This is a genomic window from Micromonospora sp. WMMD737 (genome assembly GCF_049179055.1).
In the GTDB taxonomy this organism is placed as follows: domain Bacteria; phylum Actinomycetota; class Actinomycetes; order Mycobacteriales; family Micromonosporaceae; genus Micromonospora; species Micromonospora reichwaldensis.
This window is the reverse complement of record NZ_JBMHMH010000001.1, coordinates 1,536,911-1,562,450: the sequence shown is the minus strand read 5'-3', so window position 1 is coordinate 1,562,450 and position 25,540 is coordinate 1,536,911. Positions and strand designations below refer to the sequence as shown.

General features: G+C 76.3%; 22 protein-coding genes. 10 read left to right on the top strand and 12 right to left on the bottom strand.

What is annotated here, in order from left to right; genetic code table 11:
- Window positions 1-174: 174 nt before the first annotated feature.
- Together ACN27A_RS06155 and ACN27A_RS06150 are read right to left on the bottom strand one after the other, a co-directional pair.
- Entirely contained in the window at window positions 175-876 is a 702-nt protein-coding gene (locus ACN27A_RS06155; protein ID WP_421450291.1) for an alpha/beta hydrolase, read from the bottom strand.
- Between the two features lie 187 nt (window positions 877-1,063).
- Window positions 1,064-2,050, bottom strand: a complete 987-nt coding sequence (locus ACN27A_RS06150; protein ID WP_421450290.1) for a LacI family DNA-binding transcriptional regulator — start codon at window positions 2,048-2,050, stop codon at window positions 1,064-1,066.
- 157 nt (window positions 2,051-2,207) lie between these two features.
- On the opposite strand from ACN27A_RS06150, the gene ACN27A_RS06145 reads away from it, so the two are divergent.
- Together ACN27A_RS06145 and ACN27A_RS06140 are read left to right on the top strand one after the other, a co-directional pair.
- A complete protein-coding gene (locus ACN27A_RS06145; RefSeq protein WP_421450289.1) occupies window positions 2,208-3,428 on the top strand; it encodes an MFS transporter in 1,221 nt (406 codons plus the stop codon).
- Between the two features lie 188 nt (window positions 3,429-3,616).
- Complete coding sequence (locus ACN27A_RS06140; RefSeq protein ID WP_210835071.1) at window positions 3,617-3,952, top strand: hypothetical protein; 336 nt, start codon at window positions 3,617-3,619, stop codon at window positions 3,950-3,952.
- A gap of 22 nt (window positions 3,953-3,974) precedes the next feature.
- On the opposite strand, the gene crcB is transcribed toward ACN27A_RS06140, so the two are convergent.
- Both crcB and ACN27A_RS06130 read right to left on the bottom strand, forming a co-directional pair.
- Complete coding sequence (crcB, locus tag ACN27A_RS06135) at window positions 3,975-4,337, bottom strand: fluoride efflux transporter CrcB (RefSeq protein WP_132234770.1); 363 nt, start codon at window positions 4,335-4,337, stop codon at window positions 3,975-3,977.
- Window positions 4,334-4,831, bottom strand: coding sequence for a fluoride efflux transporter FluC (locus ACN27A_RS06130; protein ID WP_421450288.1), 498 nt, complete (start codon window positions 4,829-4,831; stop codon window positions 4,334-4,336). The genes crcB and ACN27A_RS06130 overlap by 4 nt, the downstream gene beginning before the upstream one ends.
- Before the next feature lie 147 nt (window positions 4,832-4,978).
- Here ACN27A_RS06130 and paaI point away from each other — a divergent pair, with 147 nt between their 5' ends.
- The 3 genes from paaI (at window position 4,979) to ACN27A_RS06115 (ending at window position 7,247) form a co-directional block, all read left to right on the top strand.
- Window positions 4,979-5,431: a hydroxyphenylacetyl-CoA thioesterase PaaI gene (gene paaI / locus ACN27A_RS06125; RefSeq protein ID WP_421450287.1), complete on the top strand. Its 453-nt coding sequence runs from the start codon at window positions 4,979-4,981 to the stop codon at window positions 5,429-5,431.
- 70 nt (window positions 5,432-5,501) lie between these two features.
- Window positions 5,502-6,608 carry a nucleotide disphospho-sugar-binding domain-containing protein gene (locus ACN27A_RS06120; protein WP_421450286.1) on the top strand — a complete coding sequence of 369 codons (1,107 nt, stop codon included), beginning with the start codon at window positions 5,502-5,504 and terminating at the stop codon, window positions 6,606-6,608.
- Window positions 6,609-6,680: 72 nt separating this feature from the next.
- Complete coding sequence (locus tag ACN27A_RS06115; protein ID WP_421450285.1) at window positions 6,681-7,247, top strand: dienelactone hydrolase family protein; 567 nt, start codon at window positions 6,681-6,683, stop codon at window positions 7,245-7,247.
- 35 nt (window positions 7,248-7,282) lie between these two features.
- Here the strand turns inward: ACN27A_RS06115 and ACN27A_RS06110 are convergent, their stop codons facing one another.
- Complete coding sequence (locus ACN27A_RS06110) at window positions 7,283-8,176, bottom strand: aldo/keto reductase (protein WP_421450284.1); 894 nt, start codon at window positions 8,174-8,176, stop codon at window positions 7,283-7,285.
- A gap of 140 nt (window positions 8,177-8,316) precedes the next feature.
- A complete protein-coding gene (locus ACN27A_RS06105) occupies window positions 8,317-10,578 on the bottom strand; it encodes an AAA family ATPase (RefSeq protein WP_421450283.1) in 2,262 nt (753 codons plus the stop codon).
- A gap of 184 nt (window positions 10,579-10,762) precedes the next feature.
- Between ACN27A_RS06105 and ACN27A_RS06100 the strand changes: the two genes are divergently transcribed.
- From ACN27A_RS06100 to ACN27A_RS06080, 5 genes are all read left to right on the top strand, one after another.
- Window positions 10,763-13,657 carry a helix-turn-helix transcriptional regulator gene (locus tag ACN27A_RS06100; protein ID WP_421450282.1) on the top strand — a complete coding sequence of 965 codons (2,895 nt, stop codon included), beginning with the start codon at window positions 10,763-10,765 and terminating at the stop codon, window positions 13,655-13,657.
- Between the two features lie 111 nt (window positions 13,658-13,768).
- A complete protein-coding gene (locus ACN27A_RS06095; protein WP_421450281.1) occupies window positions 13,769-14,539 on the top strand; it encodes a DUF5995 family protein in 771 nt (256 codons plus the stop codon).
- A 328-nt stretch (window positions 14,540-14,867) separates the two neighbouring features.
- Complete coding sequence (locus ACN27A_RS06090) at window positions 14,868-15,269, top strand: hypothetical protein (RefSeq protein ID WP_421450280.1); 402 nt, start codon at window positions 14,868-14,870, stop codon at window positions 15,267-15,269.
- A gap of 84 nt (window positions 15,270-15,353) precedes the next feature.
- Window positions 15,354-17,447, top strand: a complete 2,094-nt coding sequence (locus ACN27A_RS06085) for an amino acid transporter (RefSeq protein WP_421450279.1) — start codon at window positions 15,354-15,356, stop codon at window positions 17,445-17,447.
- 172 nt (window positions 17,448-17,619) lie between these two features.
- Window positions 17,620-19,164: a hypothetical protein gene (locus ACN27A_RS06080; protein ID WP_421450278.1), complete on the top strand. Its 1,545-nt coding sequence runs from the start codon at window positions 17,620-17,622 to the stop codon at window positions 19,162-19,164.
- A gap of 117 nt (window positions 19,165-19,281) precedes the next feature.
- Here the strand turns inward: ACN27A_RS06080 and ACN27A_RS06075 are convergent, their stop codons facing one another.
- The 6 genes from ACN27A_RS06075 to ACN27A_RS06050 form a co-directional block, all read right to left on the bottom strand.
- Window positions 19,282-20,241, bottom strand: coding sequence for a TIGR03557 family F420-dependent LLM class oxidoreductase (locus tag ACN27A_RS06075; RefSeq protein WP_421450277.1), 960 nt, complete (start codon window positions 20,239-20,241; stop codon window positions 19,282-19,284).
- Window positions 20,242-20,480: 239 nt separating this feature from the next.
- On the bottom strand, window positions 20,481-20,687 hold the full coding sequence (locus ACN27A_RS06070) for a hypothetical protein (RefSeq protein WP_091630565.1): 207 nt from the start codon (window positions 20,685-20,687) through the stop codon (window positions 20,481-20,483).
- A gap of 350 nt (window positions 20,688-21,037) precedes the next feature.
- Window positions 21,038-22,315 carry a hypothetical protein gene (locus ACN27A_RS06065; RefSeq protein WP_421450276.1) on the bottom strand — a complete coding sequence of 426 codons (1,278 nt, stop codon included), beginning with the start codon at window positions 22,313-22,315 and terminating at the stop codon, window positions 21,038-21,040.
- A 248-nt stretch (window positions 22,316-22,563) separates the two neighbouring features.
- Window positions 22,564-23,913: an FAD-dependent oxidoreductase gene (locus ACN27A_RS06060; RefSeq protein WP_421450275.1), complete on the bottom strand. Its 1,350-nt coding sequence runs from the start codon at window positions 23,911-23,913 to the stop codon at window positions 22,564-22,566.
- 15 nt (window positions 23,914-23,928) lie between these two features.
- On the bottom strand, window positions 23,929-24,273 hold the full coding sequence (locus ACN27A_RS06055; RefSeq protein ID WP_132234744.1) for a TcmI family type II polyketide cyclase: 345 nt from the start codon (window positions 24,271-24,273) through the stop codon (window positions 23,929-23,931).
- A gap of 123 nt (window positions 24,274-24,396) precedes the next feature.
- Window positions 24,397-25,206, bottom strand: a complete 810-nt coding sequence (locus tag ACN27A_RS06050) for an AfsR/SARP family transcriptional regulator (protein ID WP_421450274.1) — start codon at window positions 25,204-25,206, stop codon at window positions 24,397-24,399.
- Window positions 25,207-25,540: the final 334 nt, after the last annotated feature.

Below are 25,540 nucleotides of genomic sequence, written 5' to 3'. Positions count from 1 at the left end.
TCCCCGGGGTCGCCCCGTCGCCCGCCGTCGCCTCATCGTCGATCATGCAGTCGTGGTGCCTCGCGAATGCCGCAAAACACTCCACACCGCCCGCCAGAACTGCATGATCGGCAGCGCCAGCGGGCAGCGCCAGCGGGAGCGGCAGCGGCAGTGCGGGCGGGGGCGGGGATGGGGTCAGGTGGTCAGCCAGGTGGTGGCGCGGGTGCGGATGGGGGCGGGGATCTCGTGGGGGCCCGGGAACTCGTCGTAGGTGACGTCGTAGCCGAGCGAGCGCAGGCGGGGGACCAGCCGACGGCTGCACACGTCCACCGGCAGGACGGGGTCCCGCGTGCCGTGCGAGACGTAGACCCGGGGTCGGCCGTGGGTCACCAGCGGCGCGGCGAAGCCGGGGGAGAAGGCCAGCACCGCGTCGACCAGGTCGCCGTTGGTCAGGCCCAGGGAGAGGGCGTACGAGGCGCCGTCGGAGAACCCGCCGAACGCCACCCGCGCCACGGGGTAGCCGGCGAAGGCTGTGGCCAGCAGGCCGTCGATGCGCCGTACGTCCGTCCCGAAGCCCTCGCCGCCGATCAGGTCCCAGCTGCTCGCCACCGCCTGCGGGGCGACCAGCAGCAGCCGGTGCGCGTCGGCTTCCGGAAGCAGCAGGTCCAGCCCCTGCCGGGCCGAGCCGCCGGCCCCGTGCAGGAGCAGCACCAGCCGGTACGGCGGCCCGTCGACCGGCTCGGGGGCGTACACCGTCGCCAGCGGGGCACCCCGCGGGTCGGTCAGCGACGCCAGCCCGGCGGCGGCCAGGGCGGTCGGCGGCGCCGGACGCGCGGCGAGCCGGCCGTGCCGGGGGTTCTCCTCCGGCTGCCGGTGCGGTGGCGCGGGCTCGGTCACCGGATCACCGCTCCTCGTCCTGGGCGGGCATGCGCCGGCGGTTACCCGTCAGCCAGACGCCCAATCCCACCGGCGCGTCCCGCCACGGGCGTGATCTGCGAGCGACGCACCCGCTACGGCGCGGTCGGCGAGCGACGCGATCGTGCACCGGCGCGACCCGCCGGCGCGGTTGCGGCCGGGGGCCCGCTCATCCGCTGACGCGGCGGACCAGCCGGGACGGGAACATCGTCGCCGACGGCACCGGTCGCCCGTCCAGCACGGCCGTCGCCGCCGCCGTGGCGATCTGCGTCACCGGATGCGTCGCCGTGGTCAGCGCGGGGGTGGTCATCGCGGCGAGCGGGATGTCGTCGAAGCCGGTGACCGCGACGTCCCCGGGCACCTGGACGCCGTCGCCGCGCAGCCGGTCGATCACCCCGAGCGCGGTCGCGTCGCTGCTGCCGACGATCGCGTCGGTGTCCGGCCAGCGCTCCAGCACCTCCCGGGCCGCCGCCCGGCCGCGGTCCGCGCTGAAGTCCCCCGGCACCAGCCGCTCCGGCAGAGCGGCGTCGCGCACGATCCGCCGGTACGCGCCGACCGACCGGCCGGCGCAGGACAGCCAGCGCGGCCCGGTCACCATGGCGATGCGGCGGCGCCCGGTGGCGTACAGGTGCCGGACCACGGCCTCGGTGCCGCCGCCGTTGTCCACGTCGAAGGCCGGGACGAGGGCGGAGCCGATGCCGATCGAGGCCACCCGACCGCGCAGCCGCGCCGGGATCGCGTCCAGCACCCCCTCGGTGGTGTTGATCAGGACGACCCCGCCGACGCTACGGTCCCCGGCCAGTCTGCGCACCTCGCCCGGCGACCGGGTGGGCAGCCAGTGCAGCGCCACCCCCAGCCCGTGCGGCGCGCAGACCCGGGCGCACGCGCCGAGCACCCGGTGGACGTACGGGTCGTCGAGGACCGTCGCGGCGGTGCCGGTCACCGCCACCACCAGCCGGAACCCGGTGCCCTGGACGAGCGCGCGGGCGGCCGGGTTCGGCGCGTAGCCGAGCCGGTCGGCGGCGACGTTCACCCGCTCGCGGGCGGCGGGGGAGGCGTAGCCGGTGCCGGCGAGCACCCTTGAGGCGGTGGCCCGGGAGACGCCCGCCGCCTGGGCGACGTCCTCCAGGGTCGGTGGTCGGTGTGTCGTCGCCATTCCGGTCCTCCCCGTCGTCGGCCGTCGCGGCGTGGACGGTCGACCGAATCATCCCCCTCCGGCGCGTCCACGGTAAGGGGTGGGACCGGGTTGTCCTGAGAGCGCTCCCAGGTGTGGGATCGGGCGGTAGACCACCCGAGGCGAGAGGACCGCCACCGTGAGCCGCACCATTGCCCCGCCCGCCGCGCCGCGCCCGGCCGTGCCCCGGGCGGTGCTGGCTGCCCGTACCGGCGTGGCCGTGGTCTTCGCGCTCAACGGCCTGGCCGTGGCCACCTGGTTCTCCCGGGTGCCCGCCGCCCGGGACGCGCTCGGGCTCAGCGCGGGCCGGCTCGGGCTGCTGCTACTGGCCATGTCCGTCGGGGCGCTGCTCGCGATGCCCACCGCCGGCCTGGTGGCCCAGCGGCTCGGGGCGGCCCGCACGGTCGCGCTCTCCACCCTGCTCCTCGCGGCCGGGCTGACGGTGACCGGGGTCGCCGCCGTGGCCGGCTCCCTGGTTGGGGTCGCGGTGGGGCTGTGCGCCGTCGGCTACGGCTCCGGCCTCTGCGACGTGGCGATGAACGTCGAGGGCGCGGCGGTCGAGCGACGGCTGGGGCGGACGATCATGCCCCGCTTCCACGCGGCGTGGAGCCTCGGGTCCGTGGCCGGTGCCGGGCTCGGCGCCGGGGCGGCCCGCCTCGACGTGCCGGTCGCCGCGCACCTCGCCGCGCTGGCCGCGGTGGTGCTGCTCGGCACGCTGCTGGCCGTCCGGTCGTTCCTGCCGGTGGCCGAGAGCGGCACCGCCTCCGCGTCGGCCGCTCCGGCCGAGCGTCGCCGTGAACTGCTCGCCGCCTGGCGGGAGCCCCGCACCCTGCTCGTCGGCCTGCTGGTGCTGGTGTCGGCGTTCGCCGAGGGCAGCGCCAGCGACTGGCTGGCGGTCGCCTTCATCGACGGCCACGGCCTCAGCGAGGCGGCCGGGGCCGCGGTCTTCGGCGTCTTCGTCGTCGGCATGACCCTGGGCCGCACGGCAGGCACCGTCGCGCTGGACCGGTGGGGCCGGGTGCCCGTCCTGTCCACCACGATCCTGCTCGCCACGCTCGGCGCGGGCGTCGCGGTGCTCGCCGACTCCGGGCCGGTGGCGATCGCCGGCGTCGCGCTCTGGGGGCTCGGCGCGTCGCTGGGTTTCCCGGTGGGGATGAGCGCGGCGGCCGACGACGAGCGGCGGGCGCCGGCCCGGGTCAGCGTGGTCGCCGTGATCGGCTACACGGCGTTCCTCGCCGGCCCCCCGCTGCTCGGCCTGCTCGGCGACCGGGTCGGCACCCTGCGGGCCCTGCTCGTGGTGCCACTGTTGCTGCTGCCCACCCTCGCCCTGGTGCCGGCCACCCGCCCGCCGGCCCGCTGAGCGGTCACCTGGGGCCGTGCCCGTCCGCCGCCCCGCCGGGGACTGGCCCGCGCGGCGACGACCGGCCCGCGCGGCGACGACCACCCGCGCGGCGGCGACCGGCGTGCGCAGAGGGCTCCCAGGCGCTGCGCAGGGGATTGCCAGGTGGCGGTGCTGCACTGGGGGGACGCCGAGGAGAGGAGCCGGGCATGGGCTGGTTCAACCGGCGGCCGCGCGCCGCCGACGCGACCCCGACGAAGCTCGACCGCGAGGCGACCCGGGAGGACCTGGCCGCGCTGGAGGCGTTCGTGGCCAGCCGCCGGGGCGTGGAGTTCTACCTGGAACCGGAGACCACGGCGACCGACACCACCGTGGTCGCCATCGCCCACGACGGCGAGTGGATCCGCCGTCGTACCGGCTCGCCGCGCGCCGCCGGCTCCATCGCCCGCAAGCACGCGGTGCCGCTGTACGAGGCTGCCCGCACCGGCTACCCGGAGCGGATGCGGGTGTGGAACCGGGCCCACCCGGAGCGCCACGCCCGCTGAACCGCCTGCTGGAGCCGCCCGTTCAGCCGGCGACGGCCCGGGCCAGGGCGAAGCCGACGGTGGCGGCGCCGAGGCCGGCGGCCACGCTGGACAGCACGTTGACCAGCGCGAGGAACCGCCGGCCCCGGCGCGCCAGCCGCAGCGTCTCGTACCCGAACGTGGAGTACGTGGTCAGCGCGCCGCAGAAGCCGGTGCCGAGCAGGGCGCCGGCGGTCGGGCCGACGGGCAGCCCGGCCAGGAGGCCGAGCAGCAGCGACCCGGTCACGTTGACGGTCAGCGTGCCCCACGGGTAGGCGCTGCCGAGCCGGGCCTGCACCGCCCGGTCGGTGAGGTAGCGCAGGGGCGCGCCGACGGCCGCGCCGAGCGCGATCAGCAGGACGGTCACCGGCCGGCCCCGCGCTGCGGCCGGCCGTGGCGGCCGGCGTCGAGCAACCGGCCGGCGACGGCGTCGCCGAGCCAGACCGCGACCAGCGCCCCGAGCAGGGTGGCGGCCAGGTAGCCCAGGGCGACCTCCGGCGCGCCGGCGTCGAGCGCCAGGCGGACGTCCACGGCGTACGTGGCGAAGGTGGTGTAGCCGCCGAGGACACCCACGCCGAGGAACGGACGCAGCAGCGGTCGGCGACCACCGGAGCGCTCCAGCGCCGCCATCAGGACGCCGATCAGCAGGCACCCGGTCAGGTTGACGGCGAAGGTCGCCCACGGGAAGCCCGTCGGGCCGTGCGGGACGGCGTGCTGGAGACCGGCCCTGGCCAGTGCGCCGAGCGCGCCGCCGGCCGCGACGGACCCGAGCACCGCGCCGGGACGGGTGGTCAGCTCGCCCCGGTCGGCGGGTACGCGCAGGTCGACGTCGGGGTCGACCCGCGGATCCGGTCCGGTCACCTCGCCCTCCCCGCCGGTGCCACGGAGGTGACCTCGGCGCGCCCGCCAGCCTAACGTCCGGGTGCGTCGGTCCCGGGCGCGCGGGCCGGCGTACGGTACCGGGACCGGCGGTCGAGGGGGCCGCCCCGGGCGGGCGTGGAGCGGTCGATGGGCGGGACGGGGCGGTCGTCGGGCGACGGCGGGACGGCTGAGGTGGCCGGGCGCGACGCCGCGTACGCCATGTTCGCCGCCGACGTCGCCAGCCGGGGGCTCGGCATCGAGCTGGTGGAGGCCGCCGGCGGCGCGGCGGTGGCCCGGATGCGGGTGACCGGCGCGATGGTCAACGGCCACGCCATCGCCCACGGCGGGTACGTGTTCCTGCTCGCCGACACCGCCTTCGCGCTGGCCTGCAACAGCCACGGCCCGGCCACCGTCGCCGCCGGCGGCGAGATCAGCTTCGTGCGTCCCGCCCGCGAGGGCGACCTGCTGACGGCGCACGCCACCGAGCGCACCCGGTACGGCCGCAGCGGCATCTACGACGTCACCGTCACCCGGGACGACGGCGCGGTGGTGGCCGAGTTCCGGGGCCGCAGCCGCACCCTGCCCCCGACCGCCGGCTGAACCCGCCGCCGCCCGGGCCGCGTCTCCCGGCGCCCCCACCACGGGCTCCGGCGCGGCTAGCATCGGCGCGGTGCGAGTACTGGTGGTCTCCGCGCCGTTGATCGGGCACGTCGCTCCGCTGCTGCCGCTGGCCGCCGCACTGCGCGACGCAGGGCACGAGGTGCTCGTCGCCACCGCCGCCGACGGGCTGCGGGCGGTGCGCCCCGGGCTGCCGGTGCGCGACGTCGCGCCCGCGTTCGACTTCGGCCGCATCGCCCGTCGCGTGCTGCTGCGCCACCCGCTGACCGCGCGGGCCGAACTGGCCGGCACCGCCGGCACCCGGGGTGCCGGGCTGCTCTTCGGCGCCGTCAACGACCAGCTCGCCGATCCGGTGGTCGCCCTCGCCGGGCAGTGGCGACCCGACCTGGTGGTGCACGAGCCGTTCGCGGTGGCCGGCGCCCTCGCCGCCGCCACGCTCGGCGTGCCCGCCGTACGCCAGGAGAACGCCCTCTTCGACGGCCGCGAGTTGGCCCGGGCGACCCTGGCGCGGCTGGGCCCGGCGCTGCGCCGGCACGGCCTGACCGAGCTGCCGCCGCCGGCCGCCGCGATCGCCGTCGCCCCGCCCAGCGTGCTGCGTCAGGACGGCTGGCCGATGCGCTACGCCACCGAGGCGGGCGGCGAGCTGCCGGACTGGCTGCGCGAGCCGGGGGAACGCCCCCGGGTGCTGGTCAGCCGCAGCACCGTCGCCGGCCCCGGCAGCGCCGGACCGATGCCGGCCGTCGTCGCCGTCGCCGACCGGGTCGACGCCGAGTTCGTGCTGGTCCGCCCGGAGGCGCGGCTGGCCCGCCGGGCGCTGCCCGGCAACGTGCGTACGGTCGACTGGATCCCGGTCCCCGCGGCCCTGCCGGCGAGCGCGGCGCTGGTCCACCACGGCGGCGCGGGCAGCGTCCTGAGCGCGCTGATCGCCGGGGTGCCGCAGCTGGCCACCGTCGGGGCGGGCGACCGGCGGCACAACGCCGAGCTGGTGGCCGCGCGCGGGGCCGGCATCGCCGCCCGCACCCGCGACATCACCGCCGACACCCTGACCCGGCTCGTCGCCGACACCACGCTGCGCGACGCGGCGCGGCAGGTCAGCGCCGAGATCGCCGCCATGCCGGCGCCGAGCGAGCTGGTGCGGCGACTGGAATCGCTGGGCTGACCGGGCGCAGGCGTCGGCGGCGGGTCAGCGCGGCGGCCCGGCCCTGTCGCATTCGTCAGACAGAATGTCCCGATGGGACACGTCGTGCTGTTTCATTCCGTCTACGGGCTGCGACCCGCCGTGCTGGCCGCCGCCGACCGGCTGCGCGCCGCCGGCCACCACGTCGTCACCCCCGACCTCTACGGCGAGCCGGCCGTCGCCACCATCGAGGAGGGCTTCGCCCTGCTCGAGCGGATCGGCGAGCCGGCGGTGATGGGGCGGGCCCGGGCCGCGCTGCTCGAGGCGCCGCCCGACGCGGTGCTGGCCGGGTTCTCCATGGGTGCCGCGGTGGCCGGCGCGTTGCTCAGCGAGCGGCGCGAAGCCGCCGCGTTGCTGCTGTTGCACAGCGCCGGAGGAGTACCGGAGGCGGTCCGCCCGGGCCTGCCGGTGCAGCTGCACATGGCAGACCCGGACGAATACCCCCCGGAGCCCGAGCTGAGCCGGTGGCAGCGGGCGATGTCCGGGGCGGGCGCGGACCTGAGCGTCCACCGCTATCCCGGCGTCGGGCACCTCTACACCGACCCCGACCTGCCCGAACACGACTCGGCCGCCAGCACCCAGACGTGGGAACGGGCGCTCGCCTTCCTCCACGGTCGCTGACCGGTCACCACGCCGTGCGGGCGGGGCGCCCGCGGTCAGCCGAGGCGGGCCAGGTCCTCGGGGGTGAGCCGGATCGCCCCGGCCGCCACGTTCTGCGCCAGGTGCGCCGGGTCGCCGGTGCCGGGGATGGCCAGCACGTGCGGCCCCTGGTGCAGCGTCCAGGCCAGGCGGATCTGGTGCGGGGTCGCGCCGTGCGCCCGCGCCACCGCCCGTACGGCCTCGTCGTGGTCGCCGCCCGCGCCCGCCTCCCGCCCGGCGCCCGCGATCGCGAAGAACGGCACGAAGGCGATTCCCCGCTCGCCGCAGACCCGCAGCAGCTCGTCGGCCCACCGGTTCACGTCGAGGGCGTACGCGTTCTGCACGCACACCACGGGCGCGATGTCCCGCACCTCGTCCAGGTGGTCCACCCGCACGTTGGACAGGCCGAGATGCCGGATCAGCCCGGCGTCGCGCAGCTCGGCCAGGGCGGCGAACCGCTCCGCCACCGAGTCGTGCCCGGGTCGCCGGACGATCCGCAGGTTCACCACGTCCAGGTGGTCCCGGCCGAGCCGGCGCAGGTTCTCCTCCACCTCCCGGCGCAGCTCCGCCGGGCCCAGTTCCCGGTGCCGGGTCGCCTCGTCGAAGGACGGCCCGACCTTGGTGGTGACGACCAGGTCGTCCGGGTACGGCGCGAGGGCCTCGCGGATCAGGTCGGTCGCGTACCGGGGCGGGCCGGTGCCGACGCCGAGCGGTCCGCCCGGCGAGACGTAGAAGGCGGCGGTGTCGATGTGGTCGACGCCCAGCTCGACGGCCCGGCGCAGGACGCGGACGGCACGTGCCCGGTCCGGGTCGACGGTGAGCCGCATGGAGCCGAACCCCATCCGGTGCACGGTGCGGTCGCCGAGCGTCCAGGTGCCGGCGGCGGAGGCGGTGGTCTCTTCGACAGGCATCGGGCGAACCTAGCCAGTCGGCCCCGAGGCGCGCACTCGGTCGGCCGCCCGATACCGCCCGGATCGGGTATCGGCTAGCTTGGATCGTGGGGAGATCCCCCGGCCGCCCCTCCTCCCGCCGCGACCGGCACACCGCCCGCTCACGCCGCGACGGGCGTGCCGCGCGGCAGGGCCCGCCTCGGCCGCTGCCCGCGCCCCTGCCGCCGCGCCGAACCCTGCGCCCCGAGGGCTTCCGGCGCAGCGGGGCCGGCCGGAGGCGCGGCGAGGCCGTTGGGCGTGACGGCGGTGGGCCTGCCGGTCTCCAGGTCGATGACGACGCGGTCGCGCGCGGTCGTCGGAGCGGGGCCGGCCGAGGGGCGGCGATCGCGGGCCGCGACCCAGCCGCGCAGCTCCACCACCCGGCCGCTTCCGGCACGTGCCGCGGGGACGGCGACCAGCGGACCGGGCGCGGAACGCGCCGCCGGCAGCGCCGCGATCCGGGGCACGTCGGCGACCTGGACCGCCCGGGCGACCCGGGGCGCGGCGGCGGGACGGGGCGCGGCGGCGGACCGCCGCAGTGCTGCCGGGTGTGACCCGCGGGCGTTCCGGGCCGCCGGGCGGTCGTCGTCGACGCGCGCCGGCCGCACGTCAGCGCTGGGGGCGTGCACGACCACGAGCGCCGAAGGGGCGTCCGACTCCGCCGGCCGCCCGGCCTGGCGGGCGAACGCGGCACGCGCCGCCCTCGGCAGCCGGGCGTACGCGACCTCGCGGACCACCGGGTCGGCGACGGCGTACCGGCCGTCGGGGCGGGTGACCAGCAGACCCGTCGCGGCCAGGTCGCGCAGCACCGGGGCGGCCCGCCCGGGGGCCCAGTCGAGCAGGCGCGCCACCGTCGCGGCGGTGATCCCCGTGCCGACGGTCGCGACGGCCATCAGCACGGCCCGCCGCGCCCCGTCCAGGCGGTCCAGCCGGGCGTCGACCTCCCGGCGTACCGCCTCCGGCACGGACCGCCCCGCGTCCGGCGACGCCACGTACGCGACGGCCCGCCCCGGATTGCCGCCGACCAGCGGCAGCAGCCGGGCGACACCCGCCGTCGGCCGGCCGGCCCGGCCGAGCAGGTGGCGCAGCAGCCGTCCGGTCTCCACCGGGCGCAGCGGCGGCACCGCCAACCGGTGCCGCCGGTCCCGCGGGCCGGGCAACGCGTCCGTCCACTCGGAGCGGTGCAGGGTCACCAGCACCAGCGGCAGCGACCGCGCGGTGGCCGCCGCGAAGAGCCGGTGCAGGAAGCGGTGCAGCGTCGCGGTGGCCCGGTCGAGGTCGTCCACCGCCACCGTCACCGGCTGCCGGGCGGCGAGCCCCAGCAGCGCCTCCCGCGCCACCTCGGCGCCCCGCGCCGCGTCGCCGGAGCCGTCCCGCGTGCCCAGCAGCGCCTCCAGCGCGTACACCGCCTCGGACAGGCCGGCGGGCGGCACCAGGTCGGTGAGGGCGGCGGTGAGCCGTCGCCGTACCGTCGCGGGCGGCTCACCGGCGCGGAGGCCGGCGAGCCCGCGCACCAGGTCCGCGACGGGCGCCAGGGGCTCCGGGTACGGCGGGCAGTGCGCGACGCACCAGCGCACCGGCACCCCGTCCACGGTCCGTACCGCCCGGGTCAGCTCGTGCAGCAGCCGGCTGCGCCCGCTGCCGGCGGGACCGACCAGCGACAGCCAGCGCGGGTCGCGGCCCCGCACGGCCCGGACGATGAGGTCCCGGGCGGCGGCCAGTTCCCGTCGCCGCCCGACCAGCGGCCCCTCGTGCCGGGTCGGGGCCGGTCGGGTCGTGCCGGTGGCGTGCCACACGTCGACCGGCAGCGCCTTGCCGGCCAGGGCCACCGGCGGTACGCGGCGCTGGTCGACCAGCCCCACGGTGGCGCGGTGGGTGGCCGCGCAGAGCGCCACCCCGCCCGGCGGGGCGTACTCCTGCAACCGCGCGGCGGTGGTGATCACCGCGCCGCTGGCCACGCCGTGCCCGCCGTCGCGCGCCGCGGCCAGGTCCACCAGCGCCTCACCGGTGGCCACCCCGGCCCGGACCCGGAGGCGCGGCGCGCCGGGCGGCGGTCGCCGGTCGAGGGCCCCCTGGATCTCCAGCGCCGCCCGCACCGCCCGGTACGCGTCGAACCCGTCGGACCGGCGGGCCCCGAACAGGGCCATCACCGCGTCGCCGACGTACTTCTCGACCACCCCGTGCCACCGGCGCAGCACCCCGCCCACGGTGTCGAAGTACGCCCGTTGCAGGATCCGCACGTCCTCGGGGTCGAGCCGCTCGACGAGCGCGGTCGAGCCGACGATGTCGACGAACAGCACGGTGACGAGGCGTTTCTCCTCCGGTACCGGCCAGCCTGCCGAGGTGGACCGCTGCGAACCGGCGACGATGGTGGCCATGGGCATCGCACCCGCCTTCCCCACGGTGCTGACGACGCCTCGGACACTGTCACCGATGGGCCGACGGGGGATCTGCCGAACGACGTATGTCCACCCTGCGCAACCGTCGGTCGCGATGTCGACGCGAGGAGTACCACAGGCGCGAAAGACCCGTAGAACGGTGCGGGGGCACTTGACTAGGCTGCGTGCCATGGCCAGCGACGTGGACACCGCACCACTCGTCGGCCGGGCCGACCTGGTGACGACAGTACGGTCCGTGCTGCTCGACGACGTCACGCAGGGGAGCACCGCCGCCGTCTTCCTCACCGGCGAGAGCGGCGTCGGCAAGACCCGGCTGCTGCGCGAGGTGGGCACCCGGCTGCGCGACGCCGGGGCCCTGGTGCTCACCGGCTCCTGTCTGGACATCGGCGACGCGTCGCCCCTGCACCCGCTGCTCCAGGCGCTGCGCCGCCTCGACGCCGATCTGACCGGCTCCCAGGCCCGGACGTCCTCGGCCGTCCGTGACCTCCTGGGCGTGTTCGCCGAGGAGACCGCCGGCCCGGACGGCGCCGGCGCGCTGCTGGAGCGGGTCTCGCGGGGGCTGCACCTGATCGCCGAGGGGCGGCCGCTGGTGCTCGTCCTGGACGACCTCCAGTGGGTCGACCGCAGCACCCGCCAGCTGCTGCTCTACCTGCTGGCCGGGTTGGGCGACCTCCAGCTGTCGGTGCTCGCGGCCGTACGGGCGGAGTCGTTGCAGGGCGCGCACCCGCTGCGCCGGGTGCTCACCGAGCTGCGCCGGCTGCGTACGGTGCGGGTGCTCGACCTGGCCCCGCTGGACCGGGCCGGCACCGACCGGCTCGCCGCCGCAGTGGTCGGCCGGGCGCTCACCGGCGAGGCGGCGGAGCTGGTGTGGCGGCGCAGCGGCGGCAACCCGTTCGTGGTGGAGGAGCTGGCCCGCGATCTGCGCGACGGCCGCGACGGGCTCTCCGACACGCTGCGCGAGATCTTCCTGGCCCGGGTGGACGCGCTGCCGCAGCACGCGCACGCCGTGGTGCACGCGGTGGCGGCCGGCGTCGAGCCGGTGGCGCACTGGCTGCTGGCCCGGGTGGTGCGGCTGCCCGAGGACGAGCTGATCGAGGCGGCCCGGGCGGCGGTCGCCCACCGGCTGCTGGTGAGCGCGGACGACGGCTACCGGCTGCGGCACCGGCTGGTCGCCGAGGTGCTGGAGCACGAGCTGCTGCCGGCCGAGCGGGCCGCCCTGCACCGCCGCTACGCCGAGGCGCTCACGGCGGCCCCGGCGGAGCTGCACCAGGCGCGCCTGGCGCACCACTGGCGGCTGGCCGGCGAGCCGGCGCGGGCGTTGCCGGCGGCGATGGCCGCGGCCCGGGAGGCCGAGCGGCTGCACGGCTGGGCCGAGGCGCACCGGCACTGGTCGGTCGCGTTGCAGCTGGCCGCCGCGCCGGGCGTCGCACCGCCGGACGTGGACCGGGTCACGCTGCTCAGGCACGCCGCCGAGGCCGCCCACCACTGCGGCGAGCACGCCCGGGCGCTGACCCTGATCGAGGAGCTGGCCGCCGCCGACGCCGATCCGTCGGCCTGCGCGCTGCGCATCCGCCGGGCCCGCTACCTGGCCGCCGCCGGCCGCTCGGCGCCGGCCGAGGCCGAGTACCAGCTGGCCCTGGAGGCCGCCGACTGCACGCCCCGGGAGCGGGCCACGGCCGCCGCCCACCTGGCCGAGCTGCTGCTGCACCTCGGCCGGTACGCCGACGCGGGCCGGCGGGCCCGGGAGGCGCTGGAGCTGGCCGCCGAGGTGCCGGGCTCCACGTCGGAGGTGGTGCTGGCCAGCGCCGCGCTCGGCTTCTCGGAGGCGTACCTGGAGGACCCGGACGCCGGGCTGGCGGTGATGCGCCGCGCGCTGGAGACCGCGGAGCGTTCCGGTCGCCCGGAGGACGTGGCGTGCGCGTACCTGCACCTGGCCGAGCTGCTGACCGGCCCGCTGAACGTGCTGGAGGAGGGCGTCGTGGTGGCCCGCCGGGGCGCCGAGCGGATGGCCGAGCTCGGCCTGGGCCGCACGTACGAGACCCGGCTGCTGGCCATCGCCACGAACGGGCTGTTCCGGGTCGGGCAGTGGGCCGAGGCGGAGAAGGTCGTCGCGGCGGCGTTGCGGCACCGCCCCTCCGGCGCGGACGCGGTGGAGCTGCTGCTGGCGCGCTGCCGGCTGTCGGTGGGCTACGGCGACGTCGAGGCCGCCGACCGCGACCTGGACGCGGTGGCCACGATGCTCGCCGGCGGCGGGGCGCGGCACGTGATCCCGCTGCTGACCCTGCGGGCGGGGCTGGCCATGTGGCAGGGCCGGCACGACCTGGCCCGGCAGGCGGTGCAGCGCGGCCTGACCGAGAGCCGCTCCGACGACGTGGGCATCCTCGCGGCGCTGGTGTGGCACGGGCTGCGGGCCGAGGCCGAGGCGCACGCCGGCCGCACGGTGGCCGTCGATCCGACGGCGGTGCGGCGGCTGCGGGAGGTGGCCGACCGGGTCGCCCGCAAGAGCGGGCACGCCGCCCGCCCGGTGCGCGACGTGGTGGACGGCTTCCTGGCGCTCTGCGCCGCCGAGGTGAGCCGCCTCGACAGCAGCGACCCGGAGCTGTGGGCCCGCTCGGTGGCGCAGTGGGACCGCCGCCACCACCCCTACCCGGCGGCCTACTCGCGGCTGCGGCAGGCCGAGGCGCTGCTGGCCCGGCGCAGCCGCAGCGCCACGGCGGCCAAGCTGCTGCGCCAGGCGTACGAAATGGCGCAGGGGCTCGGCGCGGTGCCGCTGACCTCGGAGATCCGTACCCTCGCCGGCCGGGCGCGGGTGTCGCTGGAGGAACGCCCGGCCACCGGCGTTCCGGCCGCCGGGGCGGACGGCGACGAGCTGGCGGCGCTGACGGCCCGGGAGCGGGAGGTCCTCGCCGCCGTCGCCGAGGGGCTCACCAACCGGGAGATCGGCCAGCGGCTGTTCATCAGCGAGCGCACCATCGGCGTGCACGTCTCGCACATCTTCGACAAGCTCCAGGTCCGCACCCGGGTGCAGGCCAGCGCGATCTTCCTACGCAACCGGCCCGGCTGACGCGCGGCGCGGATACGTCGTTCTACTGATCCGGTCGGCCGTCGCCGGCTGGCAGGCTGTGCTGCGTCGCCGACGGCACGGGGGTGCCGGGGGAACCACTGTGGAGGAGAGATGACGGAACCGGTGTGGGGGCCCGTGCATCGGGACATCGTCGATCTGCTCGCCGACCATCCGGCCGACGTGCCGGCGGTGGTCGACCACCTCACCAAGCTCCAGGACATGCTGGTCCGGCTGCCTCCGCTGGAGGCGAGCTGCCCGCTGGCCGACTTCAACCGGCTGTACCTGACGATCACCGAGAGCGTGCTGAACGGGCTCTACGACGACCGGTTCGCCGACCCGGTGTTCCTGTCCCGGCTCGACGTGGAGTTCGCGGCCCGCTACTTCGACGCGATGCGGCTGTGGACCGACTCCAGCCCGGGTACGCCGAAGGCCTGGGCCTGCCTGTTCCAGCGGATGCGCGGGCCGGACGCCCGCCCGCTGCCGTCGGCGGCCGCCGGGGTGAACGCGCACATCAACTTCGACCTGCCGTTCGCGCTGGTGACCACGTTCGACAGCCTGGAGTCGGAGCCGGTGGACGGCACCGACCAGCACCGCGACTACCTGGAGATCAACAAGATCTTCGCGGACAAGATCCCCGGTCTGCGGCGCGGCTACCTGGAGCGGTGGCAGCTGCTCATCGACATGCTCAACGGCGACATCGACGACTGGTACCAGGGGGAACTGGTCGAGTACACCCGCGACGTCGCCTGGCGCAACGCGCAGAAGATCTGGCGGTGCCGGCACGACCCGGCCGCCCACGAGTGCGAGCGCGCGCGGCTGGACGACACCGCTGCGGCGCTCGGTCGGTTGCTGCTTTCGCCCCTCGGGGCGTTCCTGCAGTAGCCGTGACGGGGGGTCCCCGCGCTCCGCACCCGGCACCCGGCGGAGCGCGGGGACGCGTCCCCGCCGGACCAGGGCTCGTTCGTCGGGGGGCGACGGGCCCGGGTCGGGCAACGGTCCGCGCGGCCCGGGGGGTCCGCGCGGCCCGGGACGGGACGAGGGGTTCGCGGGTCGGCCGGCCCGGGGGGTGTCGGCCGGCCCGCACCGGGTACGCCCGCGCCATGAGTCACCCGGCCCGTCGGCCCGCCGCCCGACCCCGACCCCGTCCCGTCGCCCCGGCCCGTCCCGCCCGACCGGGCGACGCCCGACCCACCGCCCGGGGCGGCGCGCGATGACCGGCGAGGCGCACCGGTTCGCGTTCCGCTTCGACCCGGTCTTCCGGCCGGCGCTCGCGCTGGTGGGCGTCCGGCCGGCGACCGCCTGGGTCGGCGTCGACCGGGCCGAGTTGGTGGTCCGGTTCGGCCCGTGGCAGCTGCGCACCGCCCGGGGCAACATCGTCGACGTCGCGCCCACCGGGCCGTACCGCTGGTGGCGGGGGATCGGCGTGCGCCTCTCGCTGGCCGACGCCGGCGTCACCTTCGCCAGCAGCACCGCCGCCGGTCTCTGCCTGCGCTTCGCCGAGCCGGTGCCCGCCCTGCTGCCCGGCGGGTGGCTGCGGCACCCCGGGGCGACGGTCACCGTGGCCGATCCCGACGGCCTGGCCCGGGTGCTGGCCGCCCGCGACGGCGACTGAGCCGTCCCGGCTTCACCGTTCGGGCGGGCGACCGGCCGGCGACCGCCTACGGTCGGGTCAGGACGGCTGAGGGTGGGGAGGGGCATGCGTGACGAGCACGGGCCGAGGTCGCGGCGCACGCGTGGTCGTCGGCCGCCGCCCGCCGGCCCCCCAGGGGACCTGCGCGCCGCCCGGGACCCGACCCGTCCCGGCGACCGCGCCGGACGCCCGGTCGCCGTCCCGGAGGCGCAGGCCAGCCCCGCCCGGCCCGCCGCGCCGCTGAGCCCGCTGCGCCGGTGGCTGTTCGCGCACCAGGTGCAGCCGGTCGGGCCCGAGGCGGCGGAGGGGCAGGCCCGCTCGCACCCGTGGTGGCAGGTCATGTGCCTGACCGGGGTGGACTACTTCTCCACCCTGTCGTACCTGCCCGGGATCGCGGCGGTGGCCGCCGGGGCGCTCTCCCCGCTGGCCACCCTGCTCATCGTCGCGCTGACGCTGTTCGGCATGCTGCCCATGTACCGCAGGGTGGCCCGGGAGAGCCCGCACGGGCAGGGCTCGGTGGCGATGCTGGAGCGGCTGCTGCCGTTCTGGCGCGGGAAGATCTTCGTGCTGGTGCTGCTCGGCTTCGTGGCCACCTCCTGGATCATCACGATCACCCTCTCCTCGGCCGACGCCACCGTGCACCTGCTGGAGAACCCGTACGTGCCCGAGGGGGTCGGCGGCACGGGCGTCGCCGTCGGGGTCACCGTCGTGCTGCTGCTCGTCCTCGGCGGGGTGTTCCTGCTCGGCTTCCGGGAGGCGGTCGCGGTGGCCGTCCCGCTGGTGGCGGTCTTCCTGGCCCTGAACGCGCTGATCGTGGCGGACGGGCTGGCCGGGATCGCGGCGGACCCGCGGCCGCTGTCGGACTGGACCGCGGCGCTGACGGCCGGTGGTGGCCCCGGGGAGGTGGCGGTGACCGCCGTGCTGGCGTTCCCGCTGCTGGTGCTGGGGCTCTCCGGCTTCGAGACGGGGGTGAGCATGATGCCGCTGGTGGCGGGCGGGGGCGCGGACCGCGAGGCGCGGCTGGCGGCGCGGATCCGCAACACCCGCCGGCTGCTCACCACCGCCGCGCTGGTCATGTCGGTGTACCTGGTCTCGACCACCCTCGTGACCACCGTGCTGATCCCCGCCCGGGAGTTCGAGCCGGGCGGGGCCGCGAACGGCCGGGCGCTGGCGTACCTCGCCCACGAGCGCCTCGGCGAGACCTTCGGCACCGTCTACGACGTCAGCAGCGCGCTGATCCTCTGGTTCGCCGGCGCCTCCGCGATGGCCGGACTGATCAACATCGTGCCCCGCTACCTGCCCACCTACGGCATGGCGCCGGAGTGGGCCCGGGCCGTGCGGCCAGTCGTGATCGTCTACACGCTGGTCAGCGTCGCGATCACGGTGGTGTTCCGGGCCGACGTCAACGACCAGGCGGGGGCGTACGCCACCGGCATCCTCGCCATGATGGTCTCCGCCGCGGTGGCGGTCACGATCGCGGCGGCCCGCCGCCGGGAGCGCGTCGCGGCCGGCGGCTTCGCCGTGCTCACCGTGGTCCTGCTGTACGCCCTCGTCGAGAACGTCATCGCGAAGCCGGACGGCATCGCCATCTCCGCGCTGTTCGTCCTCGGCATCGTGGCCGTCTCGCTGGTCTCGCGGGTGACCCGCACCACCGAGCTGCGTACGGAGCGGATCGAGTTCGACGAGCCGGCCCGCCGGTTCATCGCCGAGTCGCTGGCGCACGACGGCCGGCTGCACCTCATCGCCCACAAGCGGGCCGGCGGCGCGGTCAAGGAGTACACGGTCAAGGAGCGGGCGCAGCGGGGGATGAACCCGGTGCCCGGCGAGGGCGACATTCTCTTCCTGGAGATCGAGGTGGTCGACCCGTCGGAGTTCAGCCAGGTGCTGCGGGTGCACGGCGTCCAGGTGGGCGGCTTCCGGGTGCTGCGCGCCGCCAGCCCGGCGGTTCCCAACGCCATCGCGGCGATCCTGTTGGCGCTGCGCGACGCCACCGGCGTACGCCCGCACGCCCACTTCGAGTGGTCGGAGGGGAACCCGCTCGCGCACCTGCTGCGCTACCTCATCCTCGGCCGCGGCGACACCCCGCCCGTCGTGCGGGAGATCATCCGCAAGTCCGAGCCGGACCCCGCCCGTCGGCCCGGCATCCACGTCGGCGGCTGACCGCGCTGCGCTCCCTCGCCCCCGTCGAGGTGAATAGTTTGCTTATTCACGTTTGACGGACTTGCCCGGTTCTCGTCCGTATCGTGACCTCCGGTGGCTGTCGCGACGTCAGCCGCCCCGCGTCCCGTTCGACGCGGCCGTGTCACGCACGCACGAGAGGCAGGGAAGCCTGATGACGACGTATCAAGGGGGCCGGCGGGCGGCACCACTCAGGCGGCGGTCGAGGTGGTTCTTAGCCGGCGGCTTCGTGGCGGGCAGCCTGGTGGCGGGGGCGGCCGGGCTCACGGACGGCGCCGCCTTCGCCGCCGACCGGGACCTGCCGACCGCCGCACCGACCGCCTCGCCGTCGCCGTCGCAGTGGGCCGGCGACCACTCCGGTGGCCCCCGCGGCGACGCTGTCGAGGACCGTGACCAGGCGCGCGAGGAGCGGCGCGGCGGGCAGCGGGAAGAGCGCCCCGGACGGCCGGGCCAGGGGAACCGCGCGGAGGTCACGGTGCCGTGTGACTCGACGAAGCTGATCTCGGCGCTGGTCCGGGCCAACGCCGAGGGCGGCGCCGACCTACGGTTGGCGCCGAAGTGCACGTACGAGCTGACGCACGCCTTCCAGCAGCCCGACGAGTACGACGGCGGTATCCGCGACGCCCGGGAGACCGCCGACAGCGCCGAGAACCCCGGCGACGCCGAGGCGCCCCCGCGCAACCCGCAGCACGACCGGGCCGGGCTGCCCGTCATCTACCACCCGATCTCCGTCCGGGGCGAGGGGGCCGCCATCGTCCGGAACGGGCACGCCGAGGCGTTCCGGTTCTTCACCGTCCGCGACGGCGGGGAACTCACGCTTTCCGACGTCGTGCTCCGCAACGGCCTCTCCGCCGCCGAGGGTGGCAGCATCCACGTCGTGCACGGCGCGTCCGCGAAGGTCGAGCGCACCACGATCGTCGACAGCACCTCCCTCTCGGCGGAGGGGGGCGGCGGCGGGATCTTCAACGACGGGCACCTGGTGGTCACCGGGAGCACGTTCGTCGACAACCACGCCGCCGGCACCACGGGCAAGGGCGGGGGCCTGCTCAACGGTGGCGTGCTGAGCCTGGAGAACTCGCAGTTCCGGGGCAACAGCGCCGTCGCGTACGGCGGCGGCTTCGCCAACTACCGGGGCGCGGCAGAGGTGCACTCGAGCACCTTCGCGCGCAACAACGCGGCGCAGGGCGGCGGCCTCGCCAGCTTCTCGGCCCGTACCCGGGTCGCCGACACGAAGGTGGTGGGCAACACCGCCCAGACCGGCGGCGGCATCGCCAACTCGGACGCGCTGATCTTCCTGCGCGGCCTGGAGGTACGCGACAACACCGCCACGGGCAACGGCGGCGGCATCTCCACCGTCCAGGGCCTGCTCCCGCTCGACGACAGCGTCGTCTCGGGCAACACGGCGCGCGGCTCCGGCGGCGGCATCCACGCCCAGAAGTCGAACGTCCTGCTGCGCCAGAGCGAGATCCACCGCAACCACGCCGTCGGTGCGAAGTCCACGGGCGGCGGCGTCTTCGCGTCGCAGGGCCGGCTCTCCCTGTACTCCAGCAGGGTGACCGGCAACGTCGCCACCGTGAAGCCGAGCGGGCTCCTCGTCGACAAGGCGCAGGTCAAGGTCGACGACGAGACCGACATCGTCGACAACGAGCCGACCAACTGCGAGGGCAGCCGGGTGCCGGTCGCGAACTGCTTCCGGTGACCCGCCGTGGGCCGTCCCGGCCGGGACGGCCCGCCCCGCCCGGGGCGCGTCCGGCACCGCCGGCGATCATCGCGATCGCAACGGAGGGTGCCGGACGCGCCCCGGGTGGCGGACGGCTCAGCCGAGGGCGCGCAGCCGGGCGGCGAGGTCGCCGGCGAAGAAGTCGAGGAAGCCGTCCGGGTCGGGGCCGGCGTTCTGCAGCACGACGTGGTCGTAGCCGGCCTCGACGTACGGGCGGACGGCCGCCACGTGCGCCTCCGGGTCCGGCCCGACGGAGAACAGTTCCCGGACGTGCCGCTCCTCGACGTACGCGCTGGCGGCGTCGAAGTTGACCGGGTTCGGCAGTTCGCTCATCACCTTCCAGCCGGTCACCATCCACCGGCTGGTCTCCAACACCGCCCGTACGGCCTGCTGGTCGTCGGTGGCCCAGGCCATCGGCACCTCGGCGTAGCGGGGACCGTCGCCACCGGCCTGCCGGTAGTGCTCGACGATCGACGCCTTCGGCTCGGTGACGAACAGACCGTCGCCGAGTTCCGCCGCCATCGTGGCCGAGGACCGGCCGCTCGCGGCGACCGCGATCACCGGTGGGGTCTCCGGCAGGTCGAAGATCCGGGCGTCCTCCAGGTGCAGGTGCTTGCCCTCGAACGAGTGGTAGCCGCCCTGCCAGAGCAGCCGGATGATCTCCAGCGCCTCGCGGAGCCGCTCGTGTCGGCCCCGTACGCTGGGAAAACCCTGCCCCACGACGTGCTCGTTGAGTCGTTCCCCGGCCCCGACGCCGAGAGTGAACCGGCCGTCGGAGATCAGCGCCAGGGTTGCCGCGGCCTGCGCGATGATCGCCGGGTGGTACCGGACGGTCGGGCAGGTCACCCCGGTGGCGAGGCCTATCCGTTCGGTCTTCGCCGCGACCGCCCCGAGCACGCTCCAGGTGAACGATGAGTGCCCCTGCGTGTCGAGCCACGGGTGGAAGTGGTCGCTCATCTCGACGAAGTCGAAACCAGCCTCCTCGGCCCGGATGGCCTGGCGGATGATCTCCTGCGGTCCGTGCCCCTCCGAGGCGAGCTTGTAGCCGATCCTCATGCCGGTGCTCCCGTCCCGTGCGGCGCTGTTGGCGCAACGCCGGTTCCCGTGGCGGGGGTCGACAAACGTCGGCCGCGCGGACGGCCCCGGGACGCCACCCCCGATGACCCAGCCTCCTAGGATGCCCTACGCGGTGTGGCCAGGGTGGACAGGAGGGGCGGAGCGGGGGAGCCGGCGTGGCGTACCCCGGACACGGCTCGGCCCGCGCCCCGAGTGGGCGCGGGCCGGAGGAGTGCGTCCTACTTGGACGGCTGGGGCAGTTCGCAGTCGACCTTCGGGTTGGCCCCGATGTAGTTCAGCGGCCCGGCCACGATGGTCACCAGGATCGTGCCGGCCTCGGCGCAGTTCGTGTCGTCGCCGCTGTAGTAGCCGCGCTGCCCGGCGGCGACCGCGCCGATGATCAGCCAGATGACGACCAGGACTCCGAATATCGACGTGCCGCGCATCGCTGCCTCCGCAAAGGTGTGGTGGATCGAGGTGCTGGGCGTTGTACCCAATCGCGATGAACGGCTAACGGTGCCGCCGCCGAGGAACCGGCGCGACGGACGGCCGACAGCCGGCGGACGGGCCGCGGGGGCGGTGGTGGCGTACGTGCGGGGCCGGGCGGTTGGCCGGCTCCGGCGGGGGCCGATGCGCCGTCATCTCCTCGCGTTTCGGCCCCGAACGCCGACATCGCGGCGCCCCGTGGTCGGGCGCCGCGATGTCGGCGACGGCGGATCGGTCGTGCGGCGGTACCCGATCCAACCGGTACGGCCGTCCGGCGCCGACGCGGAGCGCGGCAGCCGGGGCGGCCCGGTCAGGCGTCCGCGCCGCCCACCGGGGTCGGCAGGGCGACGGCCGCCTCCTGCGGGGCGCCGGCGAGCACCTTCGCCTGCTGCGGCCAGGTCGCCAGGCTCGGCGCGGCCCGCAGCCCGGCCGCCCGGATCGTCTCCCGCAGGGCGGTCTCGTCGAGCTCCGCCAGCTGCCGGTACGTCCGGATGCCGGCCGCCTGCAACGCCGCGGCCATCTTCGGGCCCACGCCCTGGATCCGGCGGAAGTCGTCGGCGTCGTCGGAGTCGGTCGCGGCCGGGGCGTCCACCTCGCCGCGCGGCGAGGGCACGACCACCGGCGCGGCCGGCGTCGACTCGGGCTCGACGGATGCGCCGGCGGCCGTGGCCGGCTCGACCAGGGTGGCGGCGGCCGTGGCCGGCTCGATCGTGTCGGCGGCGACCGGGGTGGGCTCGACCGCGGTGGTGACGGCCGGGGTGGGCTCGACCGGGGTGGCGGCCGTGGCCGGCTCGACCGGCGTGGCGCGGGTCGGCTCCGGCTCGGCGGGTGCGTCGGCCGGCTCCGGCTCGACGGCGGAGGCGGGCTCGGCAACGGGCTCGGCAACGGGCTCGGCCGGCTCGGCGGCGGTGGGGACGGGCGCGGTCTCCGGCTCAGCCGGGGTCACGCTCGTCGGCGCCGAGGTGGCGGCGGCCGGAACGGGCGCCGCGTCGGCGGCCGTCGGTGCCGAGGTGGCGGTGGGAAGGGCTTCCGTCGCGGCGGCCGGGACGGGCTGCGCGTCGGCGCTCGGGGCGGGCTCCTCCGCCGGGCGGCGGTCGACGGGGCCGGTCACCTCGGCGGCCACCGGCAGCACGATCTCGTGCTCCGGCCGTACGTCGGCGGTGGTGGCGGCGGACGGCACGGGATCGGCGTCGGGCGCCGGCACCGGATCGCCGGTCAGCGCCATGTCGGCCGGGTCGACGCCGTCGGCCCGGGACGCGTCGGCCGCGACGACAGTGGCCTTCGGGGCGTCGGTGCTGCCCGGATCGGCGTCAGTCGGGGCGTCGACCCCGGGCGCGGCGGGGACGCGGTCGGCGACCGCCTCCGGCGCGGGGTCCACGATCACCTCGGGGCGTGCTTCGTCCAGGGTGGCGACGGGCGGCGGGTCGACCACCACGGCGGTCATGCCGGCGACCGGGTCACCGTCCACCATGGGGGAGCCGTGGGTGGCGGCCGCGGCGTCCCGCCGGCCGCGCCCGAACCAGCCGCCCGCCAGACCCACCAACAGAGCCACGAGCAGTATCAGCCAGTGCCCGAAAGACCACGCCACGGCAAACCTCCCTATCGTTCACGTCCGGAAACCCGCGAGAAAAACTCGCCGCAGCTTCGCACACGCCCGACGACGCCGACAGGCAGGACCGGGTGCCCACCGTGGCGGCGGGACGGGTCGCGACGGGCGGTGTCCGCCGGGGCGACGGAGGGTCGCCGCGTCCGTGTTCGCGTCCGTGTTCGCGGTCGGTGGGCGGACAGGCGCGGACCCCGGCGCCCACTGGCGGCGCCGGGGTCCCGGTCGGACGGTCAGTCCTCCTCGCCCCGGTAGCTGTAGAAGTCGTCGACGAACCGCCGCGCCAGGCGGGGTACCCGGCTGGTGACGCCGAAGTAGCCCCGCGCGCCGAGCAGCGCGAGCCGGCCGACGACCGGCTTGTACATCCGGTCGTCCCCGCTGGTGCCGCTGCGGTTGAGTGAGTCGGCGACCCGGGCGAACCCGTACGGCACCATCGCGGCCTCGTAGTCGGCCACCGCCTGTAGCAGCGTCTTGTCTCCGGTGGCGGCCAGCCGCAGCTGGCGGCAGAGCAGGGCGGCGTCGCGCAGGGCCGTGTTGGCGCCCACCCCGCGTCCCGGGGTCATCGTGTGGATGGCGTCGCCGAGCAGGGTGACGGTGCTGCTCTTCCAGGGCGGCACCGGCTCGCTGGTGGACACCCTGATGGGCAGGGCGCTGCCCGGGTCGCTGCGGGCGAGCAGTTCGCGCAGGTGGGGGTGCCAGTTCCGGGTGAGTCGCAGGGCGAGCAGGACCAGGTCCTCGCCGCGCAACTGCATGACGTCGCTCGGGAAGCGGCGGGCCGTGCTCCAGACTACGAGGTTGATGTTGTCGCGGGTGTTGTCGTGGCGCAGCCCCGGCCAGCCGCGCAGCAGCTCGGCGTCGGCGGGATCGACGCCGGGCTTGAGCGCGCCGTCGCGGTCCCACTTGAACTCCATCACGTGCAGCACGCCCATCATCCCGCCGGTGCCGAAGATCAGCGAGATGCCCTGTTCGATCCGCTCGGGCAGCAGCCCCCGGGTGTGCGGGGTCAGGGGGATGCGGGTGGCGATGTTGATGGTGCCGGCGTCGCGGGTGACCGCGTGCGGCAGGTACTGGCGGCGTACCGCCGAGTGCGTGCCGTCCGCGGCGACCAGCAGGTCGCCGGTGGCGGTGCTGCCGTCGGCGAAGTGCGCGGTCACGGTCCCGTCGTCGCGTTGGTCGTACCGGGTGAAGACCTTGTCGAAGTGGACGACGTCCTCCATGCCCGTGAGCAGGACCTGGCGCAGGGTCATCCGGGCGACGGACCGTTCGGTGTTCACCGGGTCGGTGTCCGGCCGGAGCGTGAACGAGGCCGTGCGCCGCATGCCCTGGGTGATGACGTTGAAGTAGCGGGGGGAGCGGGCGCAGGTGGCGAGGTAGACGTCGAACAGGGCCGGCGGCAGGCACTCGCGCAGCGCGCGGCTACCGGTCGGCCCGATGCCGACCCGGTAGCCGAGCAGCCCTTCGCCGCGGGTGCGGTACCGCTCGTAGACGGCCACGCTGATGCCGGCACGGCGCAGGCCGTGCGCCAGGCACAGCCCGCCCGTACCGGCCCCGATGATCAGGACGTGGGGTGGTCTGGACGACATGGCGACCGCCCCCGTTCAGCCGGCCGGGTGCGCCGCCGCGTCCGCGGCGTCCCACCGGTAGAAGCAGCCCGCGATCGCGTCGCGCGGCGAGCGCCAGGTCGGCAGGTACGGCGTGGTGTGCGCGGAGAGCCGCTCGTTGACCTGGCGGTACAGCGGGTGGTTGCGGGCCTCGGCCAGCGCGTCGGGGGCCACGTCGGCGGTCTCCATCAGGTGTACGCACAGGTCGTGCAGGCAGTACAGGGACCGGTGACGGACCCCGGTGAGGGCGGGTAGTTCGGTCGCGTCGGACTCGGCGAAGATCTGCGCCACCCGACCCTCCGCGCCCGGGATGATCCTGCTGACGATCAGTAGACGGCTCATGGGACCCCTCTCGCCGGTGGCGCTCCGCGACCATGTCGCAGACCACGGACTGTTGTGCGGCCCACCGTGCCCCGGCGACTGTCACCTGTCCGTCACTCGCCCCGCCGCGCCGGTGACGCCGCCTCAGCGGGCGCGGGGCGCGATCCGGTTGGACGGCGGCCGGCGGGGCCCGGCCGGGGCGGTGCGGGTGGCCTCGCGGATCGGCGCGAGGGTGTCGTCGAGCAGGGCGGTCATCGCCGCCGAGGGCTCCAGCCGCAGTTCGCGCAGCAGCAGGTCGCGGTAGACGTAGAAGGCGTGCACGGCCTCGAAGGCGTTGCCCTCGGCGAGGTGGATGCGGACCACCAGCCGGTGCGGCGTCTCGCGCAGGGGTTCGGCGGCCATCGCCTCCAACGCGGCCTCCAGCGCCGCGCCGTGGCGGCCCGCCGACAGGTGCTGGCCGGCCAGATCCTCCAGCATGTGCAGGCGCAGCTGGCGCAGCCGCTCCCGGTCGGCCAGCACCCAGTCGTCGTACCAGCCGGGGAGCAGGTCGTGTCGGCCGGCGGCGAGCGCGGCGGCGGCGCAGGGGTCGTCGCCGTCGCGTACCCGCGCGGCCGTGCCGACGAGCGCGTCGACGTCGACCCGGACGGCCGGGCCGAGGGCGACCGTGTCGCCGGAGGTGGTGATCGGGCAGCAGGGATCCTGGCGCAGCCGCCACAGCGCGGTCCGCAGGGACGACAGCGCGCGGTCCTCGGGGGCGTCCGGCCAGAGCAGGCCGGCCAGGTTGCTGCGGGTGGCGCCGGGGCGCAGCCCGATCAGCGCGATGACGCGTTGCAGGCCGCGCGGCACCACGACCGGGGCGTCGCCGTGCAGCAGCCGGAACCCGCCGAGCAGGTGCAGGGTGATCTCGGCGTCGGCACGGCAAACGGTGGTCGGCGTCGATCGATCAGCGGCCACGGCGGCACCCCCTGCGGAACGCTCGTCCCGACTCGTCTGCTGTCCCCGGCGCGGCTGCCCATGACCCCACTGTCGGATCGCTCCGCCGCGGCACGGCGACGCACGCCGCGGCCGCCGGGCTGACCGTGACGAAGATTATCAATTGTGGTCACTCTCGGTCAATGTCTTGTCCGGGATGGCGCTTGCCTGCCGGCGTCCACGAGGACCTTTCCGAACTGCGGATAGTCCACACCGGATGATCGGTGCCGCACAGCGGGTACACAGCTGGCGTCAACGCAGCGTCACGGAAGCTGCGTCGCCGCCCGGCGGTTGCCGGTGACGCCGCCGTGACGCC